This is a genomic window from Saccharothrix sp. NBAS 001, from assembly GCF_056640475.1.
On the sequence record NZ_CM153251.1, the window covers coordinates 7,669,387 to 7,683,504 of the forward strand.

Genomic DNA, 14,118 nt, shown 5'->3' on the forward strand with positions numbered 1-14,118 from the left:
CGCCTACGCTGCGCCCGAAGCTACCGGTCGACCAGGTACCGTCATTTCCGTGGTCGGTTCGGAGCAGAACAGCGGCGGCATCGCGCGTGTGCAGGACACGCTGACGAACCTGCGCATCCAGGACGGCGTGGCACCGGCGCCGTCCGGTCCGCTGACCTTGGAGGACCTGTACCGGCAACACCGGATGCGGCTGGTGCGGCTCGCGCTGCTGCTGGTGGACGAGCCCGCGACGGCCGAGGACGTGGTGCAGGAGGCGTTCACCGGGCTGCACCGCAACTGGTCGAACCTGCGCGACGCCCAGGCGGCCGTCGGCTACCTGCGCACCGCGGTGGTCAACGGGTCCCGCAGCGTGCTGCGCCGCCGCAAGACCGCCCGCGACTACACCCCGCCGCACGTCGCGAACGCGCGTTCCGCGGAGAGCCTGGCCATGCTCACGGCCGAGCACCAGGCGGTCGTCGCGGCGCTCTCGCAGCTGCCGCCGCGCCAGCGCGAGGTGCTCGTCCTGCGGTACTACGGCGACCTGTCCGAGGCGGAGATCGCCGAGGCGACCGGGATCTCCAAGGGCACCGTCAAGAGCACCGCGAGCCGGGCGCTGGACGCCCTCCAGAAGATCATGGCCGGCCGCTAGCCGCTCCCGCTCCGCCGGCGCGCGCACCCGTGAGACGGGTCCGCGCGCCTTTTCGCGCGCCCGGCCCCCGTCCGGGGTGGACGGCGGACCCGGCCGGCGGGCGGTCGGTGTCCGCTCACCGGACAAACCCGGCCGCGAGCGGCTGTCAAGCGGGTGCGAAGGGTGGGCGGACGTGTACCGGGTGGGGGAATCGGGCACTTGGTATAGACCAATGGTGGTTGGATGCCGCACTATCGGACCTCGTGGCGCGCACTAGACACGTGATAGCCGTCGACGTCGGCGGTACGGAGACCAAGGCTGCCCTGGTGGCCGGGACGGCCCTCGACGTCCGGGCGGTCCGGCAACGGCGGCGGGCGACGACCCGCGACGCCGAGGCCGTGGTCGACGATGTGGCCTCGCTGGTCGAGGACCTGCGTGCGGGCGGCGACGCCGAGATCGAGGCCGTGGGGCTGGTGGTGCCCGGTGTCGTGGACGAGGACAACGGCATCGGGGTGTACTCCGCCAACCTCGGGTGGCAGGACTACCCGTTCGTGAAGGAGGTCGAGGCCCGCACCGGGCTGAAGACCGCGTTCGGGCACGACGTGCGGGCCGGAGGGCTCGCCGAGCTGCGCATCGGGAACGCGCGGGGCCTCCAGAACGCGGTGATCATGCCGATCGGCACCGGCATCGCGGCGGCGCTCGTCCTGGACGGGCGGATCTACCGCGGCGACGGCAGCGTGGGCGAGATCGGCCACGTCGACGTCGGGCACGGCGACCCGTGCGGCTGCGGCCAAACGGGTTGTGTCGAGGCGCGGGCGTCATCGGCGGCCATCGCCCGCCGGTATTCCGAGCGGACCGGCAAGCCGGTCCGCGGCGCGGCGGACGTGGCCGCACTGGTCCGAGCGGGCGACCCGGACGCGGTGACCGTGTGGCAGGAGGCGGTGGACGCCCTCGCCCGGGGCATTCTGCTGGTAGCGGCTCTACTGGGGCCCGAGGCGGTGGTGTTGGGCGGCGGTCTCGCGCTGGCCGGCCCGCTGCTGGTGGACCCGTTGCGGGACCGGCTGGACGGGTTGATCACGTTCCAGCGGCGTCCGGAACTGCGGCTGGCGGCGTTGGGCGACGAGGCCGGGTGCCTCGGGGCCGCGTTGCTGGCCATCGACATGCTGGAGGAGAGATGAGCACGTGGGGTGGACCGGTGGACGTGGCCCTGACCGGTGGTCGGGTCGTCACGCCCGACGGGGTGCTCGACCACGGCTGGGCAGCGGTGCGCGACGGCCTGATCGTCGCGGTCGGTGAGGGGGCGCCGCCGGACGGCCCGACCACCGATCTCGGCGGGGACTGGCTGGTGCCGGGCTTCGTCGACATCCACTGCCACGGCGGCGGTGGGGAGGCGTTCACCAACGCCGATCCGGAACGGGTGCGCAAGGCCGCCGCCGCGCACCGCCGGCACGGCACGACGACCCTGCTCGCGAGCCTGGTGTCCCGCCCGATCCCGGAGCTGGCCGACCAGGTGAAGGCGCTGACCGAACTGGTCGAGGACGGCGTCGTGCAGGGCATCCACCTCGAAGGACCGTTCCTGTCCGCGGCCCGCTGCGGCGCACACGACCCCGCCATCCTGTGCGCACCGGACCGCGATTCCGTCGACCAGCTGCTCAAAGCCGGTCGCGGGATGGTCCGGATGGTGACCGTCGCGCCGGAGCTGGAGCACGGTGTGGACGCGGTGCGCCAGTTGGTCGACAACGATGTCCTGGCCGCGATCGGCCACACGGACGCGACCGAAGCCCAGATCCGGCCCGCCGTGGAGGCCGGAGCGAGGGTGGCGACGCACCTGTTCAACGGGATGCGCCCGCTGCACCACCGGGAACCGGGCCCGATCGGCGCGCTGCTGGACGACGAGCGGGTCACCGTCGAGCTGATCTGCGACCTGGTGCACCTGCACCCGACGACGGTGCGGCTGGCCGCCCGGCACGCCGGCGTCGGCCGGACGGTGCTGATCACCGACGCCATCGCGGCGGCGGGCGTGGGCGACGGCGTGTACGACGTGGGCGGGCTCGAAGTCCGCGTCGTGGACGGCGTGCCGACGCTCGCGGGCGGCGCGTCGCTGGCCGGCAGCACGCTCACCATGGACGCGGCGTTCCGCAACGCCGTCACGTCCTGCGGGCTGACCGTCCAGGAGGCGGTCTACGCCGCGTCGACCCGCCCCGCGCAGCTGCTGGGCATCGCCGCGGGCGAGATCCGGGCCGGTCTGGCCGCCGACCTCGTGGTGCTGGACGCGGAGTTCAAGCCGCGCGAGGTGATGAGCCAGGGCGCCTGGGTGAAAGACTGACCGGGTGCCCGACGACCAGGAGCGGCTGGTGGCCGACGCGTTGCGCGCGCAGGCCACCAGCACCGGCGGACTGCCCGTGCCCCCGTCCGCGCCGGGCAGGCCGGTCCGGCCGGCGCTGGGCGCGGGCTGGGTGCTGATGATCGCGGTGCTGCTGGGCCTGGCCGCCGGGACGGTCGTGGCGGTAATCACCCTGCGTTAAGCCTGTACCGTGGTTCGGGTGACGTTCGCGAACGCCTCCACCTCGCTCGCCCTCGGCCCGGAGTGGCTGGACCCGCAGGTACTCCTCCAGGGGCTGGGGGGGTACATGCTGTTCGGCCTGTGCTTCATCATCTTCGCCGAGTGCGGCCTGTTGGTGGGGTTCTTCCTGCCCGGTGACTCGCTGCTGTTCACGGCGGGCCTGTTCGTCGCCAACGGCCTGCTGGACTACCCGTTGTGGCTGGTGTGCCTGCTGGTCACCGCCTGCGCGATGCTGGGCAACGTGGTGGGCTACGGGATCGGCTACCGCGCCGGACCGGCGCTGTTCAGCAAGCCGGAGTCCAAGATCTTCAAGCAGGAGTACGTCGAGAAGACGCACGGCTTCTTCGAGAAGTACGGCGCGCGGGCGATCGTGATGGCCCGGTTCGTGCCGATCGTGCGGACGTTCATCACCGCGATGGCGGGCGTGGGCCGGATGGACCCGCGCAAGTACTTCACCTACTCCTTCATCGGCGGCATCGCGTGGGCGGCCGGGCTGACCGTGCTGGGCTACTTCCTGGGCCAGATCCCGTTCGTGCGCAACAACATCGAGATGATGCTCATCCTGATCGTGCTGATCTCGGTGGTGCCGATCGTCATCGAGGTGATCAAGGCCCGGCGGGAGAAGAAGGCGCTGCTCGCCCAGGAGGCCGACGACATCACCCAGCAGTTCAAGCGCATCGACTGATCCGCCGGCTTCGAGAACCCCCGTTTGATCGGCCTGCGGGCGCGGTAAGCCAAGCAGCGCGGGACGACCACCGGCGGGGCTACGCGCCGAACATCGAGCCGGGGTTGAACAGGTTGCCCGGGTCCAGCGCCCGCTTGATCTCGCGGTGCACCCGCAGGCCGACCGGGCCGATCTCCTTGGCCAGCCACTCCCGCTTGATCTTGCCGACGCCGTGCTCGCCGGTCACCGTGCCGCCGAGCGCCAGCCCGACCGCCAGGATCTCGTCGAACGCCCGGCGGGCGCGCGCGAACTCGTCCTCCGACGTGGGGTCGTAGACGATCGTCGGGTGCATGTTGCCGTCGCCGGCGTGGCCCACGACGGCGATCCGCAGGCCCACCTCGGCGCTGATCCGCTCGCACCCGGTGATCAGCTCGGTGATCTTCGTCCGGGGCACGCACACGTCGTCGGTCAGCCACGCGCCGTAGACCTCCAGCGCGGTCAGCACGGACCGGCGGGCGGTCAGCAGGTCGCGGCCCTCGGACAGGTCGTCGGTCACGTAGGTGAGGGTCGCGCCGGAGTCCGCGCACACCTGCTCGATGGCCTCTAGTTCGCGCCGGGCCGCCTCGCCGCCCGCGTCGGACTGGCAGATCAGCAGCGCCTCGTCGGCGTTCAGGTCGGTCTTGAGGTACTGCTCGACGGCCTTGATGGACGTCCGGTCCATGATCTCCATCAGCGACGGCACCACGCCCTCGCGCACCACCCGGGCGACCGCCGCGCCCGCGTCGGCCGTGCGGTCGAACGTGGCGACCAGGGTCCACGGGGCCTGCGGCAGCGGGCGCAGGGCGAGGGTGGCCTTCGTGATCACGCCCAGCGTGCCCTCGCTGCCCACGAACAGCCGGGCCAGGTCGTAGCCCGCGACGCCCTTCACCGTCCGCCGGCCGGTCTTGAGCAGCTCGCCGGAGGCCAGCACGACCTCCAGGCCGAGCACCGAGTCCGTGGTCACGCCGTACTTCACGCAGCACAGCCCGCCCGCGTTGGTGGCCAGGTTGCCGCCGATCGTGCACCAGTCGTAGCTGGACGGGTCCGGCGGGTAGAACAGCCCGTGCTTCTCCACCGCGCCGCGCAGGTCGAGGTTCACCACACCCGGCTCGACCACGGCCAACCGGTTGTCGGCGTCGATCTCGACGATGCTGTTCATCTTGGTGGTGACCAGCACCACACAGCCGTCGACCGCGTTGGCCGCGCCGGAGAGCCCGCTGCCCGCGCCGCGCGGCACGATCGGCACCCCGGCCGCCGCGCACGCCCGCACCACCGCCTGCACCTGCTCGGTGGACGTGGGCAGCACCACGGCCATCGGCTGCCCGTACGGCGCGAGCGGCATCATGTCGCGCTGGTAGGCGGCCGTGACGTCGACATCGGTCAACACACCGTCGGTTCCGAGGGCCGCGCGCAGATCCGTGAGCAGGGACATGCCTCACACGCTAACTCGCGGTTCCCCGGTGATCGAGAGGCCGCGCGGCCCGGCTCCGCCCGGCCGGTGGGGGCCCGGGTCGCCAAGCTTTCGACAAGCGTTCGCCCGGAGTCGCCATGCGGAGCGCACCCGGCCACGTAGGGTGGCACCGTGGTGCTGTCCGCAACGTCCGAAATCATGGCGTGGTCCCCGCTGGATTCCGCAGGCCCGGTGGCCGTGTGGCTCATCACGCTGAGCTTCGTCTTCTTCGAGTGCGCGTTCATCTTCGGCCTGTTCCTGCCCGGTGACTCGCTGCTGTTCGCGGCGGGTGTGGTGCTCGCCCAGCACGACGGCGAGGTGAGCGCGTGGCTGCTGTCCATCGCCGCGATGGTGGTGGCCGTGGTCGGCAACCAGATCGGCTACTACGTCGGCCGGCACACCGGGACCAGGCTGCTCGCCCGGCGCGGCGGCAAGGTGCTCAACAAGGAGAACCTGGCCAAGGCCCGCGACTTCCTCGACCGCCGCGGCTTCTGGGCGATCGTGCTGGCCCGCTGGATCCCGTGGGTGCGCACGCTGGCCCCGATGATCGCCGGCGCGGCCCGGATGGACCCCCGCCGGTTCATGCTGGCCACCACGATCGGCGCGCTCGCCTGGGTGCCCACCCTGGTGCTGGCCGGCTACTACGGCGCGGGCCTGCTGACCGCCGTCCCGTGGCTCCAGACCGCGGCGGTGATCGTGAGCGTGGCGTTCTTCGTGGTCGGCACCGCCTACGGCCTGATCCGCTACCGGCAGGAGATGCGCAGGCCGGTCGAGGAAGAACTCAACAGCCAGAGCAACTGACCGCGCGCGCCGGTGCCTAGAGCACGTCGGTGATCAGCAGGTCGGCACCGGACGTCGAGGCGTTGACCAGGACCGCGTTGAGGTGGTCGGTGCCGTGCAGCACGCGGTCGCGGGCCTCCTGGACCGGGCGGCCGTAGCGGACGTGCCGGTCGATCAGCCGGGCCACCCGCAGGTCCTCGTCGATCAGCAGGAACCACGCCTCGTCCAGCACGGTCCGCACGCGCTGCCACTGGTCGTGCCGGGTGAGCAGGTAGTTGCCCTCGGTCACGACGAGCGGCACGTCCGGCGGCACCGGGACGGCGCAGGCCACCGGCTCCTCGATCTCCCGGCGGAACTCCGGCGCGTAGACCACGTCCGGCCCGCACGCCTTGAGCCGGCCGAGCAGGTCCACGTAGCCGGGCACGTCGAAGGTGTCCGGCGCGCCCTTGCGGTCGGCGATGCCGAGCCGGTCCAGCTCTCGCTGCGCCAGGTGGAAGCCGTCCATCCCGACCAGGGCCGCCGCGCCGCCCAGCGCGTCCACCAGCCGCCGGGCCAGCGTCGACTTGCCCGACCCGGGCGCGCCGCCGATGCCCAGCAGCCGGCGCTCGCCGGGCCCGGCCAGCCCCCGCGCCCGCTCGACCAGCTCCTCGAACCTCACGCCCGCCACCGCGCCAGCTCCTCCACCCAGTCCCACGCGGTGTGGCGCACCCGCACGGCGGCGACCGCGTTGGCCCACCGCACGGCCTCCGCGACCGGCAGGCCGCGCGCCACCGCGACCGCCAACGCCCCGTGCCACACGTCGCCCGCCCCGTTGGTGTCCACCACGTCGGCCACCGGGGGCACCGGCTGCTCGCCGGTCACGCCGTCCAGCGACCAGGTGACGGGCGCGGGCCCGTCCGTGCGGATCACCAGCGGCACGCCGCGCGCGTGCAACCCGGCGACGCCCGTGCGCTCGGGCAGCGCGAAGGCGGCCGAGCACGCGGCGACGTCCACCAGGGGCAGCAGGTCGTCCAGCACAGGCTTCCAGCTGCCCGCGTCCAGCACCACCGGCACGCCGGCGCGCTTCGCCGCGCGGGCCGCCTCCACCGCGACCGGGCCGAGGTGGCCGTCCACCAGGACCACATCGGACTCGGCGACCAACCGGCCGTCCACAGTGGCCGCCGGCCGGAACGCCGGCGCGTTGCGCGACACCACGGTCCGCTCGCCGTCGCGCTCGCGCACGGCCACCATGCTCAGCGCCGGACCGCCGGGCCCGAGGTCGTGCACCTCGACGCCGCCGAGCAGCCCGCGCGCGAACCCTCCGAGTTCGTCGCCCAGCGCGGTCAGCAGCACGGCCCGGTGCCCGAGGGCGGCCACGGCGCGCGCGGCGTTCGCGGCGGGTCCGCCGGGTGCCGGGTGGACGGCCAGCGACTGGACCTTCTGCCCCGGCAGAGGGAATTCGGCCACCAGTTGGATCACGTCGACCGTGGTGAGGCCGACACAGAGCACCGTTGCCACGCCCGCGCACCTCCGAGCCGGTATCGTCGCCCGCAATCGCTTGCGCAAGGCCGAACGGGGACGTGCACATGGTCACCATGAAGGAGGTCGCCGCGCTCGCCGGCGTCTCCATCACCACGGTCTCACACGTGATCAACGAGACCAGGTCGGTCGCGTCGGACACCCGGGAGCGGGTCCTCAAGGCCATCGACGAGACCGGGTACACCGGTGACGCGATCGCCCGCTCGCTGGTCACCGGGGGCACCAAGTCGCTGGGCCTGGCGGTGTCGCTGGTGTCGCACCCGTACTTCGCCGAGCTGATCGCGGCGATCGAGAGCGAGGCGACCCGCGCCGGGTACTCGCTGGTGCTCATCGACACCCGCGGCGAGGCGGAGTCGGAGCAGGCGGCGGTGCGGATGCTGCGGTCGCGGCGGGTCGACGGCGTGCTGCTGACGCCCACGTCGGGGTCGGCGGCGCTGCCCGAGCTGCGCCGGCTGGGCGTGCCGACGGTGCTGGTGGACCGGCTGACCGTGGCGCAGGACCTGGACCAGGTCGGCCCGGAGAACGTGCAGGCCACCTCCACGCTGGCGCGGCACCTCGCGGAGCTGGGCCACCGGCGGATCGGGCTGGTCACCGGCACGCCGGGGCTGGCCACCACCGACGAGCGGGTGCTCGGCTACCGGCTCGGGCTGGGCCGCGCGGGGCTGGCGTGGGACGAGGAGCTGGTGGCGGGTTCGCTCGACCCGCTGCTGGGCCGGGCCACGGCCGTCGTGGTGGGCGACCACCAGGTGCTGGTGGACGTGCTGCGGACGGCCCGCGCGAGCGGCGTGCGGATCGGCACCGACCTGGCGCTGGTCGCCTACGACGAGGTGGAGTGGGCCGAGCTGGTCGACCCGCCGCTGACCACCATGGCGCAGCCGGTGGAGGAGATCGGCCGGACCGCGGTGCGGCTGCTGCTGGCCCGCATCGCCGACCCGGCGCGGGCACCGGAGACGATCCGGCTCCCGCCGGCGTTGAAACACCGCCACTCCTGCGGGTGTCACTAGTACGGTGGGGCGGTGCTGGTACCCGGCCTGGTTTCGGTGACCTTCCGCGCGCTCTCCGTTCCCCAGGTGGTGGACCTGGCGCGGTCGTGCGGGTTGTGGGCCGTCGAGTGGGGTGGCGACGTGCACGTGCCGGTGCACGACCTGGCGGGCGCGCGGGACGCGCGCAACCGTTGTGCGGACGCGGGTCTGAGCGTGTCGGCGTACGGCTCCTACTACCGGGCGGGTGTCACCGACCCGGCCGAGTGGCCGTCCGTGGTGGCCGCGGCGAGCGAGCTGGGCGCGCCCCGGATCCGGGTGTGGGCCGGCACGACCGGGTCGGCGGGGACCTCCGCCGGGCAGCGCGCGCGGGTGGTGGCGGCGGTCCGGGAGGCGGCGGAGTTCGCCGAGGACTACGGGATCCGGATCGCGGTGGAGTACCACCGCGACACCCTGACCGACACGCTGGAGTCGGCGAACCGGCTCTACGCCGAGATCGGGCACGGGTCGGTGGTGCCGTACTGGCAGCCGCGCGGCGCGCAGGACGTGGCCGGCGCCGTCGAGGAGGTCCGGACCCTGCTGCCCAGGCTCACCACGGCGCACGTGTTCTCGTGGGGTGCCGGCGGCGGGCAGGACCGCCTCGCGCTGGCCGCGCGCGCGGACCTGTGGCAGCCGGTGCTGGCCGAACTGGCGCGCGACGGCGTGGACCGGCACGTGCTGCTGGAGTTCGTGGCCGGCGATTCGCCGGAGCGGTTCCGGGCGGACGCGGCCGTGCTGCTGGAGTGGGTCAACGCCGTGGCGGCGTGACGCCGTCGCGTTCCAGCAGCGCCGCGGCCTCCAGCGCCATCCAGCTGCCGAGCTGCACGGACAGGTCGCGTTCGGCCTTGCCCCGCACCGCCCGGCCGGCGGGCTCCGTCCACTCCGGACCGAACAGCGGACCGCTGACCACCATGGAACGGTTGCCCCACAACGCTTCCGCCGACCGGAACACCAGGTCGGCGGCCTTCGCGGCCTCCGGGCGGTCCAGCCGCAGCGCGGCCTGCGCGAGGTAGCGCATCAGGATGCCGCCGAACAGCCCGCCGTCCCCGCCGCCGTGCCCGCGCAGCACGCCCTGGACCGCGAGGTGCTTGTCCACCGAGGTGATCACCTGCGCGGCGAGGTCCTGGTAGGGCGGGCCGAGTTCGACGCACGCGCCGAGCACCACGCCCTGGCAGTAGGTGTAGAAGTTCTTCTCCACCTCGCGCACCGAGCCGTCCGGGTGGACGTGCAGGCCGTCCCAGAACAGCCCGGTCTCGGGGTCGCGCAGGCAGTCCTCCAGCCAGTCCACGATGGACCGCGCGCGGGTCAGGTCCTCGCGCTCGCCGCCGGTCGCGGCGAGCCGGGCGAAGAAGATCGCGGCCGGTCCGTTGGCCGGGACGTTCTTGAAGTCGTCGTCGCGCTTCCACCAGATCCCGCCGCCGCCGTGGTCGGTCCAGCCCGACCGCAGCCGGCGCGCGATGGCGTCCACGGCGTGCGGCTTGCCCACCCCGGCCCGTTCGGCGCGTTGCAGGGCCAGGCCGAGCCAGGCGACGTCGTCGTAGAAGTCGTTGGTCCAGCCGACCACGTTGCGCACCCGGATGCCGCGCACCAGCCGGCGGACCAGGTTGAGCCGGGCCGCCGAGGGCGCGCGCAGCTGGGCGTCCAGGACGCAGTCCAGCAGGTGCGCCTGCCACCAGTAGTTGAACCGGACGTGCACGCGGCCGGGCCAGTCCACCGGCCACCCGGCGGAGCCCAGGACGGTGCCCGGCAGGCCCCAGACCCGGCGCAGGTGGCGCGACTCGACAGCACGTTCGGCCACGCCCGCGCGGGCGCCGAGCAGCTTGGGCGTCGTCACCGGACCAGCTTGCGCACTGGATCGGTCAAGAAGCTCGCCGGAACAGCTCCCAGTGGTACAGCGCCATGGCCACGCTCGTGGTCAGGTTGTAGCTGGACACCAGCGGCCGCATGGGCAGCGAGACCACCCGGTCGGCCCGCGCCCGGACCGCGTCGGACAGGCCGTGCCGCTCCGAGCCGAACGCCAGCACCGCGTCGTCCGGGATGCGCGCGCCGCGCAGGTCCTCGCCGTCCGCGTCGAACGCGATCACCTCGCCCGGCACGTCCGGCCCGTCCAGCCGGGCCACCGGCAGCGCGAAGTGCAGCCCGGCGCTGCCCCGCACGACGGTGGGGTGCCACGGGTCGACGTCGCCGAGCGACACCACGCCCCGCGCGCCCAGCCCCGCCGCGACCCGCACCACCGCGCCCAGGTTGCCCAGGTTGCGCGGGTTGTCCAGCAGCACCAGCGGCGAGGACGGTTCGGCCGCCGTCCAGTCCGACGCGGGCCGCGCCGCCACCCCGGCCACCCCGGTCGGGTGCGACCGCCCGGCGACCCGGGCGAACCCGGCCGCGTCGACCACCACCGCCCGCTCGAACGCCTCGACCAGGTCCGGCGCGTGCGACCGGGCGAACGCGACCGCCGCGTCCCGGTCGAGCACGACCAGCGGCTCCACCACCGCGCCGAACCTCAGCGCGTGCTTGACCGCGTGGAACCCCTCCAGCACGACGTCCATGGCGAACCCTGCCCACCCCCACGCGTCAAGCAGGGCCGCTGCCGCTACTTCTTGTCGGTGTCCCCACCGCTGCCGGTCTCGCCGCCAACGGTGGTCATGCCTGCCGGGGTCGAATTGATCACCGGCGGAGACTACTACGCCGCATCGAGCTTCATCCCGACCTTTTGGTACGCCGGAAGGTCGCGCACCACCAGGGTCGTCGTCGGCCGGCCGGCGTCGTCCACCGACTGGGTGAGGTCGTAGTCGTCCCGCCCCAGCACGAGTCCCAACCTGTCCACCCGGACGTGGTACCCGGCGGGCAGCGTGATCACGTACCGCGCACACGCGATCGTGTTGCCGAACGACACCAGCCACTCGTCGGGCAGGTAGCCCTTCACGAACGGCGCGCACTTCGCGGGCCACTCGACGTCGACCACGAAGCTCACCTCCGCGTCGCGCGGCGCGGGCTCGTCGAGGTGGATCATGGTCTTGAGCCGACGGTGGTCCAGCCACGCGGTGCTCACGCGGAACCGGGTGCCGCCCTCGCCGCCCACCTCGACGCTGCGCACCTTCACCTTCACCCGCCGCTTGAGCCGGACCGGCCAATCCCAGTTCACGCGGTCGGTGAAGCTGACGAAGTCCAGTTCGTCGCAGCACACCACAACGGTGAACGAGATGCGGTGCCGGACGTCGCCGTTCGACCGGATGTCGACTTCCTGGAGCCAGTCCTGCACGGCCCATTTCCGGCCGTGCCGCTTTTCCAGCGAGTCGCAGTACCGGAGCAGCAGTTCGCGCTCCGACTGATCCCGCCGACGCCATTCCACCCGGTTGAGCACGAGCATTGCCAGCAGCACCGAGGCACCGCCCGCGACCAGCCCGACGCCCGCCGTGCGCAGGGGCCCCTCACCGAACCCGGCGAGCGCCGCACCCCCTGCCGTCAGCGCCGCGGCGACCCCCTCCACCGGGCCGAACACACCCGAGTGCACCACGTATTCGCGCAACCGCCCACCGACCGACGAACCCGGCGCGCGCCGCCGCGCGCGCCGCCCGGATTCCCGGACGTCAAGGCGTGTCCGAGCCACCCCCATCGCCGACCGCCTCTCCCCGACCCATACCCGAATGGTAAGGCACCGACGAGGGCCGCTATTGAAATTCGTACGGTCGGGGAGGGTGATTAGGCCACTCCGGTGAGCGGCGAATGACGCCTTTATCGCTGATTGGTGAACTGCACCGAATTACACGTTTGTTCAGCCCGCCGCTTCAGGTGGTAGCCCACCCACGAACCGACCACGGCCAGCGCCACGACCAGTTGCACGGTGGGTGCCGCGGACTCCGGGTAGAGCACCCCGTCGAGGTAGGTGTCGATGAAGCCGTTGGCCAGCGCGGGCCGCCCGGCGGCGGTGCGGAACGCGTTCTCCGCCCAGGTCAGCGGGCAGTCCAGCGGGAACGCGACGATCAGCACGCCCCACGCCGCCATCGCCAGGTGGGGGTAGATCAGCCGGGGCCACCGCCACGCGAGGAAACCGCCCACCACCAGGAACAGCAGCACCCCGAAGTGGAGAACCATGACCAGTTCGGCGAAAGCCAGTGCCATAGCGACCTCCCTGGATCCCAGGGTAGGACGGACCCCTACAGCGCGCGCGTCATATGACGCCGGTCACCCGCGCGGCAACGCCTGCCACGGCACCCGGGCTGCGACGTCGAGCAGCAGGTCCGCCAGGTGCCCGAGCGGGGCCTGGAGGATCGGGCCGGGCACCGCGGCGGCCAGGTTGTGCTCGTCGAACGCGATCGCCACGCCGTTGGCCCGGGGGTCCTGGAGCAGCGCCTGCGGCAGGCCCGAGGCGAGCAGCGCGGTCGCGAACGCCGGGTTCTTGCGGCGCACCTCGTAGCGGGCGTCGAACGCCGGGTCGCCGGTCGCCACGAACTGCTCGAACAGCCCCCACACGCTGTCGGTGCGGGGGCTGATCAGCACCCACGGACCCGGCATCGGCCGGGGCACGACGACGACGGAGTACGCGCGGTACTCCGCCGCCACCACGTTGTCCGTGCGCAGCACCACCTCGACCGCCAGCACGGGGACCCCGCGCCAGTGGCCGACCATCTGGAACCTCACCCTGCTGCGGTCGGCCTCCAGCATCCGGCCGATCTGGGGCACGCGCTCCTGGAAGCCCTGGTCCTCGGCGACGAACCGCCACCCCAGACCGGCCTCCAGCGCGCGCATCCGCTGCTCCCACTGGTTCACGAACCGCTGGTCCGTGAACGGGTTGCGCTTGCGGCGCGCCAACCCCACGGCGACCCCCACACCGAGGATCGCCACGATCACCAGCAGCAGGACGAGGGCCGTCATGTCAGGCCAGGCCGAGGTCGGCGAGATCGAGGAGGTAGCGGTAGGGCAGGCCCTCGGCCTCGATCACCTCGCGGGCCACCGTGCCGCGGTCCACCACGGTCGCCACGCCGACGACCGTCGCGCCCGCCTCGCGCAGCGCCTCGACCGCGGTCAGCACGCTGCCACCGGTCGTCGAGGTGTCCTCGACGGCCAGCACGCGCTGCCCGGCGACCTCGATGCCCTCGATCCGCCGCTGCATCCCGTGCTGCTTGGCGGCTTTGCGCACCACGAACGCGTCGAGCACGTCACCGGTCGACGCGGCGGCGTGCATCATCGCGCACGCCACGGGATCCGCACCGAGGGTCAGCCCGCCGGCCGCGACGTAGTCCCAGTCGGCGGTGAGCTGCCGCAGGAGCTTGCCGATCAGCGGGGCGGCGGCGTGGTGCAGCGTCGCGCGGCGCAGGTCGATGTAGTAGTCGGCCTCGGCGCCCGAGGACAACGTCACCTTGCCGTGCACGACGGCCAACTCGCTCACCAGCCGGGCCAGTTCGGCCTTCGCGCCGGAGTCCAGAACCACTTCAGTTCGCACGGCTCCCAAGACTGTCATACGCGCCCGTACGCTGGCAC

Annotated in this window: 17 protein-coding genes; 8 read left to right on the forward strand and 9 right to left on the reverse strand. The window is 73.0% G+C overall.

All coding sequences use genetic code 11. The features are described from left to right. The first annotated feature begins 49 nt into the window (after positions 1–49). From AC0HI0_RS33520 to AC0HI0_RS33540, 5 genes are all read left to right on the forward strand, one after another. Positions 50–628: a SigE family RNA polymerase sigma factor gene (locus AC0HI0_RS33520; protein WP_480927478.1), complete on the forward strand. Its 579-nt coding sequence runs from the start codon at positions 50–52 to the stop codon at positions 626–628. A 242-nt stretch (positions 629–870) separates the two neighbouring features. Further along, positions 871–1,785, forward strand: a complete 915-nt coding sequence (locus AC0HI0_RS33525; RefSeq protein WP_480927479.1) for an ROK family protein — start codon at positions 871–873, stop codon at positions 1,783–1,785. After that, positions 1,782–2,933 (forward strand): N-acetylglucosamine-6-phosphate deacetylase, encoded by a 1,152-nt coding sequence (nagA, locus tag AC0HI0_RS33530; RefSeq protein ID WP_480927480.1) that lies wholly within the window; start codon positions 1,782–1,784, stop codon positions 2,931–2,933. The genes AC0HI0_RS33525 and nagA overlap by 4 nt, the downstream gene beginning before the upstream one ends. Positions 2,934–2,937: 4 nt before the next feature. After that, positions 2,938–3,132: a hypothetical protein gene (locus AC0HI0_RS33535; RefSeq protein WP_480927481.1), complete on the forward strand. Its 195-nt coding sequence runs from the start codon at positions 2,938–2,940 to the stop codon at positions 3,130–3,132. Positions 3,133–3,141: 9 nt separating this feature from the next. Then, a complete protein-coding gene (locus AC0HI0_RS33540; protein ID WP_480927482.1) occupies positions 3,142–3,855 on the forward strand; it encodes a DedA family protein in 714 nt (237 codons plus the stop codon). 79 nt (positions 3,856–3,934) lie between these two features. On the opposite strand, the gene AC0HI0_RS33545 is transcribed toward AC0HI0_RS33540, so the two are convergent. Continuing rightward, the gene (locus AC0HI0_RS33545; RefSeq protein WP_480927483.1) at positions 3,935–5,305 is read right to left on the reverse strand and encodes an FAD-binding oxidoreductase; all 1,371 of its coding nucleotides are present in this window, start codon (positions 5,303–5,305) and stop codon (positions 3,935–3,937) included. A 177-nt stretch (positions 5,306–5,482) separates the two neighbouring features. Between AC0HI0_RS33545 and AC0HI0_RS33550 the strand changes: the two genes are divergently transcribed. After that, the gene (locus AC0HI0_RS33550; RefSeq protein WP_480927484.1) at positions 5,483–6,124 is read left to right on the forward strand and encodes a DedA family protein; all 642 of its coding nucleotides are present in this window, start codon (positions 5,483–5,485) and stop codon (positions 6,122–6,124) included. A 16-nt stretch (positions 6,125–6,140) separates the two neighbouring features. Here AC0HI0_RS33550 and AC0HI0_RS33555 read toward each other — a convergent pair whose 3' ends face one another. Both AC0HI0_RS33555 and AC0HI0_RS33560 read right to left on the reverse strand, forming a co-directional pair. Beyond that, positions 6,141–6,761, reverse strand: a complete 621-nt coding sequence (locus AC0HI0_RS33555) for a nucleoside/nucleotide kinase family protein (RefSeq protein ID WP_480927485.1) — start codon at positions 6,759–6,761, stop codon at positions 6,141–6,143. Further along, positions 6,758–7,591: a PfkB family carbohydrate kinase gene (locus tag AC0HI0_RS33560; protein ID WP_480934447.1), complete on the reverse strand. Its 834-nt coding sequence runs from the start codon at positions 7,589–7,591 to the stop codon at positions 6,758–6,760. Before AC0HI0_RS33560 ends, AC0HI0_RS33555 begins: the two co-directional genes overlap by 4 nt. Before the next feature lie 77 nt (positions 7,592–7,668). On the opposite strand from AC0HI0_RS33560, the gene AC0HI0_RS33565 reads away from it, so the two are divergent. Continuing rightward, on the forward strand, positions 7,669–8,625 hold the full coding sequence (locus AC0HI0_RS33565; RefSeq protein WP_480927486.1) for a LacI family DNA-binding transcriptional regulator: 957 nt from the start codon (positions 7,669–7,671) through the stop codon (positions 8,623–8,625). Positions 8,626–8,637: 12 nt separating this feature from the next. Then, complete coding sequence (locus tag AC0HI0_RS33570) at positions 8,638–9,408, forward strand: sugar phosphate isomerase/epimerase family protein (RefSeq protein ID WP_480927487.1); 771 nt, start codon at positions 8,638–8,640, stop codon at positions 9,406–9,408. Here the strand turns inward: AC0HI0_RS33570 and AC0HI0_RS33575 are convergent. The 6 genes from AC0HI0_RS33575 to pyrE form a co-directional block, all read right to left on the reverse strand. Continuing rightward, positions 9,389–10,474: a glycoside hydrolase family 76 protein gene (locus AC0HI0_RS33575; protein WP_480927488.1), complete on the reverse strand. Its 1,086-nt coding sequence runs from the start codon at positions 10,472–10,474 to the stop codon at positions 9,389–9,391. The two genes, AC0HI0_RS33570 and AC0HI0_RS33575, sit on opposite strands and share 20 nt — an antisense overlap. A 25-nt stretch (positions 10,475–10,499) precedes the next feature. Continuing rightward, positions 10,500–11,186 carry a TrmH family RNA methyltransferase gene (locus tag AC0HI0_RS33580; RefSeq protein ID WP_480927489.1) on the reverse strand — a complete coding sequence of 229 codons (687 nt, stop codon included), beginning with the start codon at positions 11,184–11,186 and terminating at the stop codon, positions 10,500–10,502. Between the two features lie 134 nt (positions 11,187–11,320). Next, positions 11,321–12,166: a hypothetical protein gene (locus AC0HI0_RS33585; RefSeq protein ID WP_480927490.1), complete on the reverse strand. Its 846-nt coding sequence runs from the start codon at positions 12,164–12,166 to the stop codon at positions 11,321–11,323. A 206-nt stretch (positions 12,167–12,372) separates the two neighbouring features. Next, positions 12,373–12,759, reverse strand: a complete 387-nt coding sequence (locus AC0HI0_RS33590; protein ID WP_480927491.1) for a DUF2784 domain-containing protein — start codon at positions 12,757–12,759, stop codon at positions 12,373–12,375. Between the two features lie 63 nt (positions 12,760–12,822). Next, positions 12,823–13,512 carry a hypothetical protein gene (locus AC0HI0_RS33595; protein WP_480927492.1) on the reverse strand — a complete coding sequence of 230 codons (690 nt, stop codon included), beginning with the start codon at positions 13,510–13,512 and terminating at the stop codon, positions 12,823–12,825. 1 nt (position 13,513) lies between these two features. Continuing rightward, positions 13,514–14,068 (reverse strand): orotate phosphoribosyltransferase, encoded by a 555-nt coding sequence (gene pyrE / locus AC0HI0_RS33600; protein ID WP_480934448.1) that lies wholly within the window; start codon positions 14,066–14,068, stop codon positions 13,514–13,516. Between the last annotated feature and the right edge of the window lie 50 nt (positions 14,069–14,118).

Coding starts and splice junctions, on each gene's coding strand:
- nagA (WP_480927480.1), top strand. CDS start 1,782: ATGAGCACGTGGGGTGGACCGGTGGACGTGGCCCTGACCGGTGGTCGG.
- AC0HI0_RS33545 (WP_480927483.1), bottom strand. CDS start 5,305: ATGTCCCTGCTCACGGATCTGCGCGCGGCCCTCGGAACCGACGGTGTG.
- AC0HI0_RS33550 (WP_480927484.1), top strand. CDS start 5,483: ATGGCGTGGTCCCCGCTGGATTCCGCAGGCCCGGTGGCCGTGTGGCTC.
- AC0HI0_RS33565 (WP_480927486.1), top strand. CDS start 7,669: ATGGTCACCATGAAGGAGGTCGCCGCGCTCGCCGGCGTCTCCATCACC.
- AC0HI0_RS33580 (WP_480927489.1), bottom strand. CDS start 11,186: ATGGACGTCGTGCTGGAGGGGTTCCACGCGGTCAAGCACGCGCTGAGG.
- AC0HI0_RS33590 (WP_480927491.1), bottom strand. CDS start 12,759: ATGGCACTGGCTTTCGCCGAACTGGTCATGGTTCTCCACTTCGGGGTG.
- AC0HI0_RS33595 (WP_480927492.1), bottom strand. CDS start 13,512: ATGACGGCCCTCGTCCTGCTGCTGGTGATCGTGGCGATCCTCGGTGTG.